The organism is Microbulbifer sp. ABF4_148 (genome assembly GCF_056158985.1).
Window position 1 is genome coordinate 1579915 of the sequence record NZ_JBSWUI010000001.1, and the last position, 16002, is coordinate 1595916.

Below are 16002 nucleotides of genomic sequence, written 5' to 3' on the forward strand. Positions count from 1 at the left end.
GGTGCCATTCTTTCCTGAGATAGCCTTTCGATAATAGCAGTTAAAAATCACATAATTAGGTTTTTCTGTAGTGAAAAATATGTTTAATCGTATTAAAAGCTATATTCGAGATGTAAGGATTAGCCTCGATTTTCCTCGATATGAAAGTCAATGTCGAGTAGAGTATGAAAAACAAGCTTTCGCTAATTTCTCGACGAAGCAATTAGATTATGAAAGGAAAAAAATATTAGCGAAGATTAATCAACAGGCGTCAAATAAATTTGATAAGTCGCTTTACGAAATTAAAAATGAAAAAAGTAAATGTAAATTCGAGTTGGATGAAACGAAACTTTTACTTTCCTTTTTCACAAGGAATTACAAGCAAGAGCTTGAAGGTCTGTACGGTAAAAAAGATTCCTTGTTTGCCAACAAAAGCCACCTTTATGATGAAAAAAACGAAATAAGGGGTTTGCTGTCAGATGCATTTGAACAGAAGGAAGATGCATACCGTGATTTTAATTACTATAAATCTCAAATTGACTCTTGGTACGCCAAATCAGACAGGTCGCAATGGCTATTAGGGAATTCTGGGAAAAGGCTACCAAAGCGTTCACTTTTTGGTCAAAGCATTGGTGATCTCGAGTCTCTTAAAGATAGCAAGGACTCCGCTTATCAGCGTGTGAGCAATGCAAAGCGAAAAATTGCTACTTTAAAGGACCGTCAATATGCGCTGTCCGATGAAATCGCTGATGTGAAAAGTCAGATAGGAATCTTATTTGGTCAGATAGATCAGGTGAAAAAAGATCGTTCTAAGCTACATGAACTAAAAAATGTTGGATACAGAAGAAGTGGTTTGCAGTCCAAGTTGGATTGTTTTCTTATCGAACTGGAAGAGTTGACTCAAAATCTATGTGATGTCGAGTTTCTAAAGAATAAATATATTGATGAAGAGCGAAATAAGCTTGGGGTTGGAGTGCTGGAAGCCAGGATTGCTGAGACCGAAGAGAGAAAAAATCTCTTTCTCAAATCTTTTGACCTAGATGAGAAGCGGGAACAAAGACGGCGATCACATCGGGAGTTATGGCTGCGTAATAAAGGGCTTGTTTAAAAGTATCCATCGATAGGTAAGGCTTAAGATTTCTCTTCGTGTTCTAATTCCAAAATTCTTATACCTTCCATAAATAATACAAATTAAGGGTGTTCATATGGATCTTCCAAATATAGATTCACAATGCGGCAGGTTCTTTGTATATCGTGATTTTTTTGAGTGTAGTGATACTTGGAACTCAACTGGCGTTGATAACATCCCAAAGGAACTTGCAACGTATCAATCTATAAGAGAGATATGTCGTGAGATCCTCGATCCGGTTTGGGAGGAGTTTGGTGAGGTCAAATTGACTTATGGGTTTAGCTCTGCCGCACTTGTCAAACTTATCAAAAGGCAAAAATTTCCGAACATCACGGCGGATAAGGATCAGCACTCCGGCTGGGAGTTGAATCGAAATGGTACGCCCTATTGTCGCAGGTTGGGGATCGCCGTCGACTTTTATGTTGCAGGTCAAAGTTCCTTGGCTGTTGCACAATGGGTGGCAAAAAATACCAATTTTGACCGCTTATATTTTTACTCACCACATAGACCGTTCCATGTCTCAGTGGGCCCCGAATCTAAGAGATCTATTGTTTGGATGGACGGGTTCCGCGGGGGCAGACACCAGCCGAGAGTTCTAAGTCTTGATGCTTTTTTGAATTTCGATACGGCGAAAACTTGAGTTTTTTCTCGTAGTTGTCTGATAGCACAGGGAGCAGTGATTGTGCTCTGTTTTCTGTTATAGCTACGCTCGCTATATCCTCAGCCGGATCGTTTGACACAAGAGAGTTGAACGATTTTGCCTTGAGCAAGTAGCTGGATGCTGTCCGTTTGGTCGTTGATCAAGGGTGTTCAATATCGGTGGTCGCCCGTTCGCTGGATGTCGGTACTATCGTAATCCGTCGATGGTTAAAGTAGTTAGAGACTGAGCAGAGTGGTGAAGCGCCCGCGAACGAAGCTCTCATCCAGGAACAGCAAATACTCTAAGAGCTCGAAGCCCGAATCAATCGCGCGCAATCGTAGAAAAAAACTTAACTTACCGTCCGAAGACCGTTGACCACTACATTCCACCGACGGTCAATCTTGTACCCGCACCCTTCTTGAGCGCCAATTAGTCTATAAGTTGATCTGATATCTAACTATGAGAGGTGCAGTTTCATGAGCCCCGCTGACAAGAAGCTAATTGGACGAGAGCTAGATACCATGCTTGGTCGTTATTTGATCAACATTGATAGAGGCGCGCTTTTCTCTACTTTTGAGAATTGGGTTGCAAATGGTGAGGTAATTGAGGAGCAAGTAATTCAGGGGGTGCAGCGAGTCGTCGCAGAGTGGGGTAGTTCTTCAGCTTCGGCTCAGTTGTGTGCGGATGAATTGTGTCTGCTCGGTGGTGGAATTCCAATTGAGATCGCCTCGGAAACGGGGATATTGATTAGTAGAGTTGAACGTTGTATTCGAGAAGAGAAACTGTATCAGGCCGCTTTACCTGCTCACACGGTATCTGACTTGCTGCATATTGGGGAAGATCAAGTTTGTCAGTTGCAAACTACAGATAACTTGTTCGGGATATCTGGAGATGTGGGAGTGAGGTTTCCAGAGTTCCAATTTTATGATGGCGGCACTATTCCAGCGCTCGCACAGTTACTACCGCTTATGGAAGGCTGGAATCCTTTAACCGTCGAACGTTTTTTTTTGACGGTAGATCCCGATCTAGCTTTTGAGGATGGGGTTGCTGTCAGTCGACGTGATTGGTTGATACGAGGTGGTTCGGTTGATCGCATACGCGTTGCTGCGGCACTTCCCTGAAAAGTAATGGAGGCGTGCCTTGTCTAATGATTCAATCTGGAAAAATCGAGTGCCTCAGACATTTCAATCAGGGTTAAAGACCCCGAATGCATAAGTGTATCTATCCAGATTTGATTCCTGGCAATGTGCATTTGATCTCCTACATGCCCATGAATGACGGCATGGATATTCTTTATTGCAGGAATAGGAGTTTGACGGGCCTTTGAAGTGGCGTGCAGGCTAAAGTCCCAAAGCGAGGTTTTCCATTGTTCATCTGTGAGGCAGCCTTCGGTGATTGATTTCCAGTCCTCTGGTGCCCGGGCATGAATGACGCCAATACTGACATCATCTTTATTGACAGTTAGGGCGGGGGTAAAGTGCGTTTGGATGATACTTGCCAGCCGCGCCCGCTCTGGATCTGACAAATTTTGCACCCAACTGCCCCCGTAGACAGGCTTGATGTACTCCTCGAGTAGGGTGGGCTCGTCCATCACTCGTAGATACATCCATTCATGGTTGCCCAAAACCGAGTAGACATTTTCATTGGATGCGACAAATTCAAGCATACCAACAGAGTCAGGTCCCCGGTCGATAACGTCACCTGTCAATACGAGTAGGTCTTTGTCCAAGTCGACAGATCGGTCGGTTAGCTCCCGCAATAGCAGCTGTAACTCGCCATGGACATCACCACAAAACCAAACCCTTTGCCCTGATTCTGCGACAATGTGACGATGATGACTAATTCCTAGCATGGCGACCGCTGTCAGATTTAGCTCAATGGGGCGGAAAATGCTCAACTAATATGCGAAGTAGGCGTTGCTCGAGGGTAGTGAGTGCGTCGCTCAATTCGTGTGGCAATAGCATAGCACCTTGTAGTTGGTGGGATACCCAATGGGTAATGGCTTGAATATTGGAGTGCTCGTTGCCGGTACCCAGTATCAACACCAATTGCTTACCATCATTGACTTGTAGTCGGTTGCAGAGATATTCAGCGATCAGGTAGTGTCTGCGCCTGGCTTGCCTTGCAGACCGTAGCTCTTCAATTAACATCTCGTGAGTAAGCATTTCTAGAATCCCTCCAATGTTCCCGTAGATTGTGGCAAGCCTCCGACGTAGCCGGCTGTCGACCGTCCCATTTCCTTTTCAATCGCTTCCCAGATGTACAGAATTTTCCGGCCACCAAAGGGCCGAATGTAATGTACTCCCTCGAAAAGCACCCTGTCTTTCAGGCTTACCCTGATGGTGCGAGGGTCGTACTTGATCCGCCTGGCGAGCTCACTGGTTGTTAGATAGGTATGTGACATTCCCCTTGCCTCCTATAGAATGAAAGGAACTCCAAATAATCAATTTGACCTCCTGCAGATCATATTAATCAGAAAAAGGTCTTTTGCAAGCCTTTTTGTCTTTCTGTAGATCAATATGGGCTTTTAAAGATGATTAAGTGTCACTTATCGAGACTGATGGGCGAGAAAAAGCTCAAGATCTCTGATGTTGCTCGAGATACAGGGATAAACAGGGGAACCATCACTCGGCTGTACCACGAGACTGCTGTGAGAGTTGAGTTTGAGGTGCTCGAGCAACTATGTGTCTATCTGGGGTGCGGAATCAGTGATTTGCTAGAGCTCGCACAGAATGATGCGTGAATATTTGGGGGAGGAATGCGTATGCCGGAGGGGCTATATGGGTCGATCGGTTGATAGTTTGTTTAGCTGTTAAGCTTCTCCACCGCGGCAGGTGCTCGCAACACGAGACAATGTGTTTATGAGTCTACGCCTTCCTGCTTTACTCGAGAGTAGTTGAGTAGGGCTAGTGTCGAGAGTCGGAGCCAGGTTTTCCATCCAGAGTGAAGCTCTATCTGAGTCGCCAAAGACACAAGCCGCCAATGCCCATATATAGAGGGTCTCCTCTTCTGCATCACTCTCGCTCTGATCATATTGATCAGGATCCTCCTTCCCGACGGATGGTGTGGCCAGCCAGGCATGGTCGTCTGGGCTGAGCGCCAAGTCCTTGGGGTCAGTACCTTCGATTAGAGATTCTAGGGTAAGTGTTCGTTCTGCGCATTTGGGTTGTGGCTTAGCCGCTGTAAATGTCAGACTCAAGGTTTGGCGTTTTAGCCGTCGGTCAAGCTCCTGAATCCATTCTGGTGTGTCATTCACTAAAGATGTTCCAATCCACAGGAGTTCGACTTGGTATTGATCTTCTTGAGAGGGCATTGGTGACTCCCAGAGTGAAGTGATGATTGGTCGCCGCTGGCAATGAGCGAGATAGCGCTTCTGGCTGGTAGCGGGGGCGGGCGACTCCCTTCAGGATAGGCTGACTGAAATATATACTAGTATGGTGAGATAGCGCTCGAGGCTGGACGGTATTTGACCGAAAGTGTACGTATCGGTTCGATCTAAAACATGATTCTCGACCAATTTCGAGCGCAGGCTGAGGTCAAACGTATTATTTTCTATGGGGGTACATATGAGGGTACGTTTGGGGGTACACCATGATTGATTTGTACATTAATGAATCACTTCGTACAAACCCGAATCAGTTTGCCTATCCCGCCCTGGCACCACATCGTAAAGGGAAGCCGGAGACGGCTTCCCTTTTTTTATGTTCGTTGCCAGTGTGAATTGTTGTCTCAGCGTCGGCCGCCGGTGTGAAAGTGCTTGTTCGGAAGGGTGAGCCCTGATTCCACACTTGTCGCTTTATAAAGAATAAAAACCCTGAATGTTGCACTTCCGCGCTTCTGCATTCCGCGGCAATTGCATGTTTGGCGAATTCGGGACAGTTCCCCATCACGCGCTTAAATCGTGAACCTGTTCCCGTTGACAGCGAACTTTCCGCTTGGCGTCATTGCCAACTATGACCTGCCTCACATCCCCCCTATACCGTGTTGCCCTAGAATCGCGTCTATCATCGCCCGTTTTTATCGCTCGCAAGAACCGCGCTAGCGGCTGTGCAACAAAGCCTGTCGTGAACGCAGGGTTTTAGAGGTAGCAAAATGTACAGGATTCTTCAGATCACCACTCTGATGCTGCTCACCACCTGGGTTTCCGCTCAGGGAGTCAGTCGTGACGAAATTCGAGGATTGGACGAGCAGATCCAGGACGTCAAACAGGATGTGATCGGCATCACTGCCGAACTGGCGCAACTGGAAGAAAAGTTGTTGTTTCCCTCCAACTCCCAAACCGCGGTGTTTGTTTCGTTGAAGGGTGAGCCGGGATTTGACCTTGAAGCCGTTGAGCTCCGATTTAATGGTGAGGTCGTGGCGCATCACCTGTATACCTTCCGTGAATTGGAAGCCCTGCAAAAGGGGGGTGTGCAAAAGTTGTATACCGCGAATTTGCGGGCGGGTACCCATCCGCTGGAGGCGCGTGTCATCGGCAAACTTGCATCGGGGAAACAGGTTCAGGCGCAAGCCGCCTACTCGGTGGATAAAGCTGTTGGCCCGAAGTTTGTTGAAATCCAGATTGTCGGCGCTGAATCCAAAATCAGTTTCAAGGACTGGTAACTGATGGGCCGCCGGATGTTCGCTCGACTGCTGGGTGTGTCCCTCGGCGCTTTGCTGACGACGCAGGGAGCCGCCGCACTGGATCGCCAGGAGGCACCACTGAACGACCTGTTCTTTGGAGCGGCGATGTATGACGCCCATCAGGATAATTTTTTCGATGCGATTGTTTCGCTCGATGCAGAGCTTGCCCAGTTTCGACGGCTGGATGAGCCAGAACTCGATCCGTTTATTACACACTTCGGGGAGGCCGAGTTTTCGGTTGGCGACCTCGAGCTTTCGTATCGTATGCATCGGGAGGCGGGGCGTGCTATTGAGGCCGTCCTGAAGGGCGATGTGCCGAGGCCGGTGCGCAATGCAGCGGCGTACCGCCTGGCAAAGATTCATTACCACAAGCGGCAACCCATGAATGCCCTGCATGCGCTCGAACTGATTGAAGGGCGTGTCCCGGAGCAGGTGCGGCCTGACGAGCAATTCTTACGGGCAAGGGTGCTGATGCAGGTCGGAAGATTTGCCGAAGCCGTGGAAATTCTGCGTGGCCTGCGCGGTGAAGAAAAGTTCGATGGCTTTATCGAATATAACCTGGGCATCGCCTTGTTGAAGTCTGGTGAAGAGGTTGCCGGAATCGCCGAGTTGACGTCACTGGGGCGGCGGACCAGTAAGGACCCGGCGCTGCAGTCGCTCTATGACAAGACCAATTTGATGCTGGGGTCCCGCTTGATGGAGGCGGGAGAGTTTGACGCGGCGCGCTCACGCTTTGATCGGGTGAGCCTCGAAGGGCCATTTTCAAACCGCGCACTGCTCGGTGCCGGCTGGGTAGAGGCTCGGGCTGGGCGTTATGATCGGGCGCTGGTGCCGTGGCAGTTACTGCGGGACAGGAAGGGCACTGACGCATCGGTGCAGGAAGCGCTGCTGGCTGTTCCCTACGCCTATGGCAAGTTGGACGTGTACAGTACTGCGGCGGTGAACTACGGCAGGGCTCTCGACCAGTTTGGCCACGAGATCGATGTGCTGACACGCTCCATTAAAAGCATTCGCGAGGGCAAGTTTCTTGACGCTCTACGCCGCAAGGAGTCGAGCCAGGTAAAGAACTGGGTGGTCGAGCTGCGTTCGATTCCCGGTGCTCCGGAGACGCATTACCTCCTTCAACTGATGGCTTCCAACGATTACCAGGAATTCCTGCAGAATTATCGCGATCTCAATGACCTGTTTGAACGCAATGCCGAATCTCTGGATAGTCTTGTCGCGTTCGAAGATTTGATTGCGCAGCGTCGCGCTTACTACGAGCCGTTGTTGCCAGTGATTGATCAGGAATTCCGTCGGCTGGATGCGCGCATCAAATTGCGCATGGAGCAGCGAGATCGCTTTGCCAGCCGGATTGATCGGATGCTTGTCTCGCGCCGGCCTGAATATTTGGCGACCGCCGATGAGCAGGACAGTCTGTTGCGACTCGAAAGGTTAAAGCGTGCGCTTGCCTACAGTGATGATACGGCAAGCCTGGACCGGGTCGCACGCCTGGAAGGCGTAGTCAATTGGCGGCTTACGACGGAATACGATCAGCGTCTGACCGAGGCGTATCGTCACTTGCAGGAGCTCGATGGGGAGATCACTGCCCTCAAGCAAGCGCACAACAGTTTTGTGCGTAGCCGGCAGGCGGCAACCCACAGCTATGAGGGGTATGACAGTTCGATCCGCCGCTTGCGGGCACGCTTGCAGCAATCCCAGGATCGTCTCAAAGTCCTGATGGCGCGACAGGGTAATATGCTGGAGACCATGGCTGTGGCGGAATTGGAGCGGCGCCGCGCTGCTCTCGAAAGCTACCAGATCAAAGCGAGATTCGCCCTGGCTGACAGTTACGACCGGGCCAACGAGTTGCTCGAGGCGCGAGAGGATCAGCGCAAAGTCGAGCAGTACCAGTTGGAGGACGGTGGTTTACCTCGGGAAAACCCGCCGGAACTTCAGCCCGCTGATGCGCCCGGAGGTACGCGATGATGTCCTTTAAAAAAGCGCCTCTGGCCATCGCTTGCGTCGCTGTATTGGGCGGCTGTGCCACATCGTCGGGTCAGAAAACCATTGCCAGTCTCCAGCGTGTCGAAGTCAATATTGAGGAAACCCAGCTTGACGGCAGCCTTGAGCAGGCGCTGGCGGGCTATCAAAAATACCTGCAGGAGACGCCCGAAAGTGCGCTGACGCCAGAGGCGATCCGCCGGATTGCCGATCTGAAGATCAAGCAAGCGCACCGCGCGGAGGAGACCGGTTCGATTACTGCGGCCGCTCCCGGCCCGGCCAGCGGGAACGCCATTGCGACATTGGAGCTCCCGGTTGCTCCTGATCGTGTGCAAAGGCTGGAAGCGCCATCGGTTGCTGCCGTGGCCGGTGCCGATGCCTCTGTAGTGACGGGTGTTACAGGAGCCGCAATCGCTGATCGTGGCAATGAGACCGATCAGGATTTTGAGGCGCGGGCAACTGCCGGCGCGGACGTGGCAGCGAGTGATGCCGAATTGGAAGTCCCCGAAGGGGATGCCGATGCGATCCTGGCTGCGAATGCCGCCGAAGCCATCGCCCTGTATAAAAAGCTTCTGGCTAAGTATCCGCTGTACCCTCGCAATGATCAGGTCATGTATCAATTGTCCCGCGCCTATGAGGAAACCGGACAAATTGAAGAAGCGGTCGCCATTTTGCGCGATCTGGTCGCCAAATTTCCGGCGTCGCGCCATGCGGACGAATCCCACTTTCGTCTCGGCGAATATTACTTTACGCGCAAGAAGTACCTGGATGCCGAAGAGTCCTATGGCAGGGTCATTGCCATGGGCCAGAGCTCCAGTTTCTATGAGCTCGCCATGTACAAGCGCGGCTGGGCATTCTTCAAGCAAGACTTGTATGAAGAGGGGCTCGATGACTTCATTGGCATGCTCGACTTCAAGTTGTCGCAGGGCTATGACTTTGAGCAGGAATCAAACAAAGTCGAGCGTAAGCATGTTGATGACACCTTCCGGGTGATCAGCCTGAGTTTTTCTTACCTGGGCGGTGCTGAGGCGATCGTCGACTACTTCGAGCAAAAGGGTGCACGCGGCTATGAAGCCTATGTGTATAGCCATCTCGGAGAGTACTACCTGGATAAGCGACGTTATCAGGACGCAGCGGAGGCATACAACGCATTCGTTACGCGTAACCCTCTGGATAAAGTTGCGCCGGACTTTTCCATCCGGGTTATCGAGATCTATGAAAAAGGCGGCTTTCCGAAGCTGGTACTCGATTCCAAAAAAGCATTTGCGAATACCTATGCGCTGGATAGTGAATACTGGGCGGTCTTCGCGATCGACGATTACCAGCAGGTCTACGAATTTCTCCAGAGTAATCTGACGGATCTGGCGGCGCACTTCCATGCGGCCTACCAGAACAAGCGCCTGAAAGATAAGCGCGCGGAGAATTACCAGGAGGCCATCCACTGGTATCGCCGATACCTGGCAGACTTCAGTGATAAGCCGCGCGCGCCGGAAGTGAATTTCCAGTTAGCCGGACTGCTGCTGGAAAACCGCGATTTCCAGGAGGCGGGCGTGGAGTATGAGCGCACTGCGTACGAATACCCCACTCATGAAAAGTCCAGCGAAGCTGGCTATGCCGCTGTCTACGCGTATCGCGAACATCTCGGCGATGCGCTCAAGGACGCCTCGCAGGCCCAGCGGGCGCCTTTCCTGCGCGAAATCATTCGTACGTCCCTGCAATTTGCAGCGACTTTCCCCCAGCATGAAAATGCCGCCCGGGTCCAATTGGGAGCGGTCGAGGACCTCTATGGTCTCGCGGAGCACGCGCTCGCGATCCAGCATGGTCGGGGACTGCTCGAACAGTTTCCGGGTGCCAGCAGTGATATTCAACGTTCCGCCTGGCTCGCTGTGGCCCATGCATCCTTTGATACTGCAGCCTATGTTGATGCGGAGGGCGCTTACGGAGAAGTTCTTTCCTTGACGCCTCGCGAGCCTGAGGATCGGACCGGCCTGATCGACAACCTTGCGGCCTCTATCTACCAGCAGGGTGACTTGGCACGGCAGGCCGAGGATCATCAGCAAGCGGCGCATCATTTCCTGAGAATTCGAGCGGCCGCACCCGGGGCGAAAATCCTGGCCACCGCGGAATATGATGCAGCGGCTTCCCTGATCGCGCTGGCTTCCTGGAAAGCCGCCGCCACGGTATTGAACGACTTCCGCCGGCACTTCCCCGAGCATGAACTGATTCGTGAGGTCACCAAAAAGCTTGCGGTGGTGTATCAGGAGAGTGGTGAGCTATTGCTTGCTGCCGGCGAATTTGAGCGGATCGAGCGTGAGTCGGAAGATGACGCGGTACGCAGGGAGGCACTGGTGCAGGCGTCCGATCTGTATCTCGCTGCGGAGGAACCCTCGCGCGCATTGACCGTGCTGAACCGATATCTGGAGTATTTCCCGACGCCGTTTGAGCCGGCCATTGAAACGCGGCAGAAAATTGCCGACATCTATCGTGTGAGCGGAGATCAGTCCCGCTATCTTGCAGCGCTCGACACACTGGTACGTGTGGAATGGCGCGGTGGCGACAAACGAACGGATCGAACCCGCTTCCTGGGCGGCAACGCCGCCCTCCTGCTGGCGGAGCCGAAATTTGAGGCCTTTGCTGCGGTGTCCCTCGTTGCGCCCGTTGAAACAAGTCTCAATCGCAAGCGTGCGTTGATGAAGGCTGCATCCGATGCATTTACCGGCCTGATCGACTATCAGGTGGCGGATGTCACCGCTGCCGCCACGTTCTATTTGGCAGAGATCTATCTGGAATTCAGTGTGGCGCTGAAGGAGTCCGAGCGGCCCGGTAATCTGAGTCCGCTCGAGCTGGAAGAGTACGAGCTGGCTCTGGAGGAGCAAATTTATCCCTTCGAGGAGCGTTCCATCGCTGTGCACGAGAAAAATATCGAGTTGCTCGGCGCCGGTATTTATAACCGGTGGATCGAACGCAGTATCGGCACCCTGGCCAGGATGATGCCAGCCCGTTATGCGCGGGTCGAAGAGTACGGAGAATTTATGCCTTCAATCGTTCCCATGCCGGTGGGGCAGGCTGAGGAACCGGTTGATGTGAGTTCAGCGGCTGGGCAGTTGGACGAAAGTGCGGACAGCGCGCAGGTGGCTGCCGAGACCGGGGGTGAGTCATGATGCGTTGCGTCAAAGACCGGTGCCTGGGAGCGCGCCTGGTCATGGTGATATTGCCTCTGTTGCTGGCCGCGTGCGCCACGACCCCGGCGGGGCGGTCGGGGGGCGACTTGTCGTCGGTGCGGGTCTCCGGCAGCGTGAATCGCGATTTTGAGCAGTCGCTGGCCTATCTTCGCGGCGAGCAGTATGCCGAGGCGATAGCGCTGTTGCAGGAGGTGATCGAACGTGAGCCACGGTTGCCGGCCCCCTATGTCAACCTGGGTATCGCCCACTACCGCAGTGGGAATGAAAAAATCGCGGAGGAAGTTTTTCTCCAGGCGCTGCAGGTGCGGCCCAGTCATGCCGCTGCCAGCAATGAGTTGGGTGCATTGTATCGTCGTCAGGGGCGTTTTGAGGAAGCGCGCACAGTTTACCAGGCGGGAATACTGGCCAACCCCAATCATCCACCTCTGGTGAAAAACCTTGGCATTTTATGTGATCTGTATCTCCAGGATTTGTCCTGTGCACTGGCACAATTCAAGCATTACCAGTCCCTCAGGCCGGAAGATGCTGAAGTGAAAATCTGGTTGGTGGATCTGGAGCGAAGGGTGCAATGAACAGAACGATCGTATCCGCTGGTGTTGCGTTGCTCATGATGGCCCCAATTGCCCCGGTGTGTTTCGCGCAGGATGAAGCAGAGCGCAAGGAGACAACTGGCGAGCAGGATAGCGGGAAAAAAGTGGACAACGAGGTGAAAGCCCTCTCCGGTATTTCCATTATCGGTAACAAAGAGGCGCCCAAGTCACTTTATATCGTGCCTTGGAAGAGTTCCGAAGTCGGGGTGGAGACGGACCTGTCTTCCAGTCTGCTCGATGATTCGCTGCAACCCCTGGATAAAGAGGTGTTTATGCGCGAATACGAATTTTACAACTTAAGTACTTCCGACGAATAAGACGGGATAACTGAAATCAGGACTTGGTCGGATCAACAGGTGTTTTCCGCTGATCAAGTTTTCAACGCTTACTGCAGTATGTTTCAAGAGGGTGTGTGATGGACTTTTTCAATAGCGTAATCGCGTTTTTCCAGACGGGTGGGGCGTTTATGTACCCCATTCTCGTGGTGCTGGCGCTGGGTTTGGCCGTCGCCGCAGAGCGCTATGGACGGTTGATCTATGAGCGTCATACAAACCGCGCTATGTGGGACAAGTTGCAGCCTGTACTGACATCTGGTGACTTTGATCGCGCGCGCAAAATGGTCAAGCACGACAATACCGGTGTCAGCAAGCTGCTTTCCATGGGGCTTGCCCGTCAGGGCGCAGTGCGTCGTCGCGAGGATATCGAAATCGCGATGGAAGAGAGCATGATGGAGATTATTCCACAGCTGGAAAAACGCACACCCTATGTCGCGCTGTTTTCCAACATCGCCACGCTGCTCGGGCTGCTCGGTACGATCATGGGCCTGATCGAGGCATTTACTGCAGTGGCCAACGCGAATCCGGCGGAAAAGGCTGACCTCCTTTCGGCCAGTATCTCTGTTGCGATGAACACGACGGCTTTCGGCCTGATGGCAGGTATCGCGCTACTGATTATCCATGCGCTGCTGAACTCCCTGACCGGCGAAATCGTCGATAGCCTCGAAATGGTTTCGGTTAAGGCGCTTAACATCATCGCCATCTCCACGCGTCGTCGCGGTGAGGTAGGGGAGAGTGCCGGTGGCGAAGATGTGGCCGATGCCAAAACCGCAGCCAAGGGTAAGGCCGAGACTGCTTCGGCCAAGAAGACGGAAAGTCATGCACCGGCTCAGAACAAAAGCCATCAAGCGGAACCCGTGTGATGAGAAGAAGGCGTTATTCGGCCAATAAAGAGGCGCCGGAGCTGGATATTACTGCCTTCCTGAACTTGATGGTGGTATTGGTCCCGTTCCTGCTGGTCTCTGCCGTGTTCTCTCGTGTAACCATCCTGGAGCTGAATATGCCCTCCGGCGCAGGTGGTGGTGCACCGGATGATCCGACGGTGACGGTAGAGGTGGTTGTCCGTAAAGACCGGCTTGAGATCGGTGATGGTGAAAAAGTCATCGCCCGCTTCCCAAATCTGGTGAGCGAAGAGGATACCGCCGGGGCAGAAGAAGTGGTTCCAGTGAACGCCGGGAGTGAGGAAGCGGCGTTGGTTACCACCGGGGATCTCTACGACCTGCAGAAATTGCGTACTTTCCTGTTGCAGGTAAAGGGTAGCTACCCCAAGAAAACGGATGCGATCATCCTGATGGAACCCGATGTTGCCTATGAACATCTGGTCGGCGTCATGGACGCGGTGCGCAGTGCAGAAGTCCGCAGTGAAGAGAGTGATTCAGAAGATCCGGATGCCGTCGAAATGGTGGTGCTGTTCCCGGATATTTCCATAGGAGATGCGCCGTGAAACGTGAAAGTCGACGCATGAAGCGGATGGCGCGGAGCCGTCGCCGCAAGACGCCCGGAATGAACCTCACCTCGTTGATGGATGTGTTTACGATTCTGGTCTTCTTTCTGTTGACCAATACCGCTAGCGACGAGGCACTGGATCCCCCCAAGGTGATTACCTTGCCGGATTCCGTGGTGGAGTCCAAACCGCGTGAGACCGTCACGCTGATGGTCACCCACGAGGAAGTGCTGATCGAATCCAAGCCGGTATTGACTATCGATGAGCTGCTCGGCAGCGAAGAGACGGTGGTCCTCGCGATCCGTCAGGCGATGGAGGCGGAGCTGGGCAAGGCGATCACGCTTGCAGCAGAAGAAGTAGAAGGTGCTGCGCAAGAGGGCATTGAAATTGAGGAAGAGCCTCCAGAGGTCAATATTCTGGCAGATAGGTCCGTACCATTCAGTCTCCTGAAAAAAGTGATGTCCAGCTGTACGAGTGCTGGGTACACGCGAATTTCTCTGGCTGTTATCCAGAAAGCATCGCAAAGTTGATGGAAGTTTAGTGAGCAATTTTATTCAACAACAGCAGACGGTGAGCGGCGCGCAGGACAAGGTGCGCAGCCGTATCCGTGCACTCGAGGGGGAGCACCAGCAGTTGGCGGGCCGCCTCGCCGAACTCGATCGTGAGTCGGAAAAGCACCAGCTGCTTGCGGAAATCTCTCAGCGTTTGTCCCGACTCGAGGAAGTCGGTGCGGGGGAGCTGTTTTGGGCTGACCAGTATCGAGACGATGCCTCGGAAGTCGTCGTGCGCCGCATTGAGCGTGCCGTCAGCGCGCATGCGGCCAGTCGAGAGACGCTGCAGGAGCGTGCTCGTCAGCTGACAAATCGGATTGAAGGCTTCAAGGACGAGCTCTTTGAGCTGGATGACACGGCGGAGCAGTTGCGGCGCAAGCAAGAAGAGTCGCAGTTCGAGTTTGTCATAACGCGTGACCTCGATCTCTCGGATGGCCGCGCAGCAGTGATGCCATGGCACAAGCAGGGGGAAGATGAAAAACGTTTCAGGCGTTCATTGCTTGTCTCAATACTGCTGGCATTTATGTTGGGATCCGTCGTGTCAGTGTGGACCTTGCCGGAGCCCGATGAAGATGAGGTGATTGAAATCCCTGAACGTCTGGCGAAACTGGTCATCGAGAAGAAGACCAAGCCGAAGCCTCCACCGGAGCCCAAGCAGGCTCAGCAAAAGCCGGATGAGAAGAAGCCGGAGCCGAAAAACGAGGTTGCTCAAAAGGATCCGCCACCGACCAAAGCAGAGAAGAAAGAGGCGCGTCGTAAGGCCGAGCGTGCTGGTGTACTTGCCTTTAAGGACAATTTCCAGGATCTCATCGAGGATGACCTGGACAACCGTCTCGGTGCGCAGACTCAGTTGAGTACCGCCGGCAAGAAAGAGAACCGCAGCCAGCGTTCGCTCATTACTGCAGCCGCGAAGGCAGGCAGTGGGGGTATTGATACCGCTGCGGTCAGTCGTAATGTGGGTGGTACGGGCTCAGCGCTGGACGGTGTGGCGTTCTCTCGCGTAGAGAGTTCTATTGGCAGTGAGGGTGACTTCGCCGGAGAGGATCGACCTCTCAGTGATGGTGCCGGGCCCTCGCGTACCGATGAGGAAATCCAAATTGTCTTCGATCGCTACAAGGCTGCCTTGTACCGGATCTATAACCGCGAGCTGCGTAAGAATCCGGCGCTTCAGGGCAAAATGGTGCTGCGAATTACCATCGAACCTGATGGTAGCGTGTCGCTTTCCAAAGTGGAGACCACGGATATGGACTCGCCAACCCTGGATCGCATGATTGCATCGCGGGTTAAGCGGTTTAATTTTGGTCCCAAGGCTGGCGTGCCGACGATTACGATTCTCTATCCGATTGACTTCCTGCCGGCAGGATAGAAGCGCACCTGCACGTGCCAGTCAGTTTTCTGGCTGGCGTGTGCAACCTTGGCTAAAAAATAGCCTAAAAACCTAAGGTGTTTTCGAGCTTCTCCTGAGAACTAATTGGCAAACATCAAAAAGTTTGTTGTGAGTGCAGGGTAATTTTGACCTGCTTCACGTCCCTATTTTCAACATCCA

Annotated in this window: 14 protein-coding genes; 13 read left to right on the top strand and 1 reads right to left on the bottom strand. The window is 52.7% G+C overall.

The genetic code is table 11. The annotated features are described in order from the left end of the window. The first annotated feature begins 79 nt into the window (after positions 1-79). The 3 genes from ACXAD0_RS06845 to ACXAD0_RS06855 all read left to right on the top strand — a co-directional run bounded on the left by ACXAD0_RS06845 (position 80) and on the right by ACXAD0_RS06855 (position 2869). Positions 80-1087: a hypothetical protein gene (locus ACXAD0_RS06845; RefSeq protein ID WP_475087623.1), complete on the top strand. Its 1008-nt coding sequence runs from the start codon at positions 80-82 to the stop codon at positions 1085-1087. Between the two features lie 97 nt (positions 1088-1184). Then, positions 1185-1748, top strand: coding sequence for a hypothetical protein (locus tag ACXAD0_RS06850; protein ID WP_475087624.1), 564 nt, complete (start codon positions 1185-1187; stop codon positions 1746-1748). A 476-nt stretch (positions 1749-2224) separates the two neighbouring features. After that, the gene (locus ACXAD0_RS06855) at positions 2225-2869 is read left to right on the top strand and encodes a hypothetical protein (RefSeq protein ID WP_475087625.1); all 645 of its coding nucleotides are present in this window, start codon (positions 2225-2227) and stop codon (positions 2867-2869) included. 23 nt (positions 2870-2892) lie between these two features. Here ACXAD0_RS06855 and ACXAD0_RS06860 read toward each other — a convergent pair whose 3' ends face one another. Next, positions 2893-3645, bottom strand: a complete 753-nt coding sequence (locus ACXAD0_RS06860; protein ID WP_475087626.1) for a metallophosphoesterase — start codon at positions 3643-3645, stop codon at positions 2893-2895. A 636-nt stretch (positions 3646-4281) separates the two neighbouring features. On the opposite strand from ACXAD0_RS06860, the gene ACXAD0_RS06865 reads away from it, so the two are divergent. From ACXAD0_RS06865 to ACXAD0_RS06910, 10 genes are all read left to right on the top strand, one after another. Beyond that, the gene (locus tag ACXAD0_RS06865) at positions 4282-4491 is read left to right on the top strand and encodes a helix-turn-helix domain-containing protein (protein ID WP_475087627.1); all 210 of its coding nucleotides are present in this window, start codon (positions 4282-4284) and stop codon (positions 4489-4491) included. A 1349-nt stretch (positions 4492-5840) separates the two neighbouring features. Next, the gene (locus ACXAD0_RS06870) at positions 5841-6350 is read left to right on the top strand and encodes a hypothetical protein (RefSeq protein ID WP_475087628.1); all 510 of its coding nucleotides are present in this window, start codon (positions 5841-5843) and stop codon (positions 6348-6350) included. Positions 6351-6365: 15 nt separating this feature from the next. Next, positions 6366-8339 carry a tetratricopeptide repeat protein gene (locus ACXAD0_RS06875; RefSeq protein WP_475087629.1) on the top strand — a complete coding sequence of 658 codons (1974 nt, stop codon included), beginning with the start codon at positions 6366-6368 and terminating at the stop codon, positions 8337-8339. After that, a complete protein-coding gene (locus tag ACXAD0_RS06880; RefSeq protein WP_475087631.1) occupies positions 8336-11515 on the top strand; it encodes a tetratricopeptide repeat protein in 3180 nt (1059 codons plus the stop codon). Before ACXAD0_RS06875 ends, ACXAD0_RS06880 begins: the two co-directional genes overlap by 4 nt. Beyond that, positions 11512-12108 carry a tetratricopeptide repeat protein gene (locus tag ACXAD0_RS06885; RefSeq protein WP_475087632.1) on the top strand — a complete coding sequence of 199 codons (597 nt, stop codon included), beginning with the start codon at positions 11512-11514 and terminating at the stop codon, positions 12106-12108. Before ACXAD0_RS06880 ends, ACXAD0_RS06885 begins: the two co-directional genes overlap by 4 nt. After that, complete coding sequence (locus ACXAD0_RS06890; RefSeq protein ID WP_475087633.1) at positions 12105-12443, top strand: hypothetical protein; 339 nt, start codon at positions 12105-12107, stop codon at positions 12441-12443. The genes ACXAD0_RS06885 and ACXAD0_RS06890 overlap by 4 nt, the downstream gene beginning before the upstream one ends. 98 nt (positions 12444-12541) lie before the next feature. After that, a complete protein-coding gene (locus ACXAD0_RS06895) occupies positions 12542-13324 on the top strand; it encodes a MotA/TolQ/ExbB proton channel family protein (protein WP_475087634.1) in 783 nt (260 codons plus the stop codon). Further along, positions 13324-13905, top strand: a complete 582-nt coding sequence (locus ACXAD0_RS06900) for an ExbD/TolR family protein (RefSeq protein WP_475087635.1) — start codon at positions 13324-13326, stop codon at positions 13903-13905. Before ACXAD0_RS06895 ends, ACXAD0_RS06900 begins: the two co-directional genes overlap by 1 nt. Then, on the top strand, positions 13902-14435 hold the full coding sequence (locus ACXAD0_RS06905; protein WP_475087636.1) for an ExbD/TolR family protein: 534 nt from the start codon (positions 13902-13904) through the stop codon (positions 14433-14435). Before ACXAD0_RS06900 ends, ACXAD0_RS06905 begins: the two co-directional genes overlap by 4 nt. Positions 14436-14445: 10 nt before the next feature. After that, on the top strand, positions 14446-15822 hold the full coding sequence (locus tag ACXAD0_RS06910) for an AgmX/PglI C-terminal domain-containing protein (RefSeq protein WP_475087637.1): 1377 nt from the start codon (positions 14446-14448) through the stop codon (positions 15820-15822). The last annotated feature ends 180 nt before the right edge of the window (positions 15823-16002 follow it).

What these genes read in the sequence shown, in the direction of transcription:
- ACXAD0_RS06845 (WP_475087623.1), top strand. Translation starts at nt 80, where the DNA reads ATGTTTAATCGTATTAAAAGCTATATTCGAGATGTAAGGATTAGCCTC.
- ACXAD0_RS06850 (WP_475087624.1), top strand. Translation starts at nt 1,185, where the DNA reads ATGGATCTTCCAAATATAGATTCACAATGCGGCAGGTTCTTTGTATAT.
- ACXAD0_RS06855 (WP_475087625.1), top strand. Translation starts at nt 2,225, where the DNA reads ATGAGCCCCGCTGACAAGAAGCTAATTGGACGAGAGCTAGATACCATG.
- ACXAD0_RS06865 (WP_475087627.1), top strand. Translation starts at nt 4,282, where the DNA reads ATGATTAAGTGTCACTTATCGAGACTGATGGGCGAGAAAAAGCTCAAG.
- ACXAD0_RS06870 (WP_475087628.1), top strand. Translation starts at nt 5,841, where the DNA reads ATGTACAGGATTCTTCAGATCACCACTCTGATGCTGCTCACCACCTGG.
- ACXAD0_RS06875 (WP_475087629.1), top strand. Translation starts at nt 6,366, where the DNA reads ATGTTCGCTCGACTGCTGGGTGTGTCCCTCGGCGCTTTGCTGACGACG.
- ACXAD0_RS06880 (WP_475087631.1), top strand. Translation starts at nt 8,336, where the DNA reads ATGATGTCCTTTAAAAAAGCGCCTCTGGCCATCGCTTGCGTCGCTGTA.
- ACXAD0_RS06885 (WP_475087632.1), top strand. Translation starts at nt 11,512, where the DNA reads ATGATGCGTTGCGTCAAAGACCGGTGCCTGGGAGCGCGCCTGGTCATG.
- ACXAD0_RS06890 (WP_475087633.1), top strand. Translation starts at nt 12,105, where the DNA reads ATGAACAGAACGATCGTATCCGCTGGTGTTGCGTTGCTCATGATGGCC.
- ACXAD0_RS06895 (WP_475087634.1), top strand. Translation starts at nt 12,542, where the DNA reads ATGGACTTTTTCAATAGCGTAATCGCGTTTTTCCAGACGGGTGGGGCG.
- ACXAD0_RS06900 (WP_475087635.1), top strand. Translation starts at nt 13,324, where the DNA reads ATGAGAAGAAGGCGTTATTCGGCCAATAAAGAGGCGCCGGAGCTGGAT.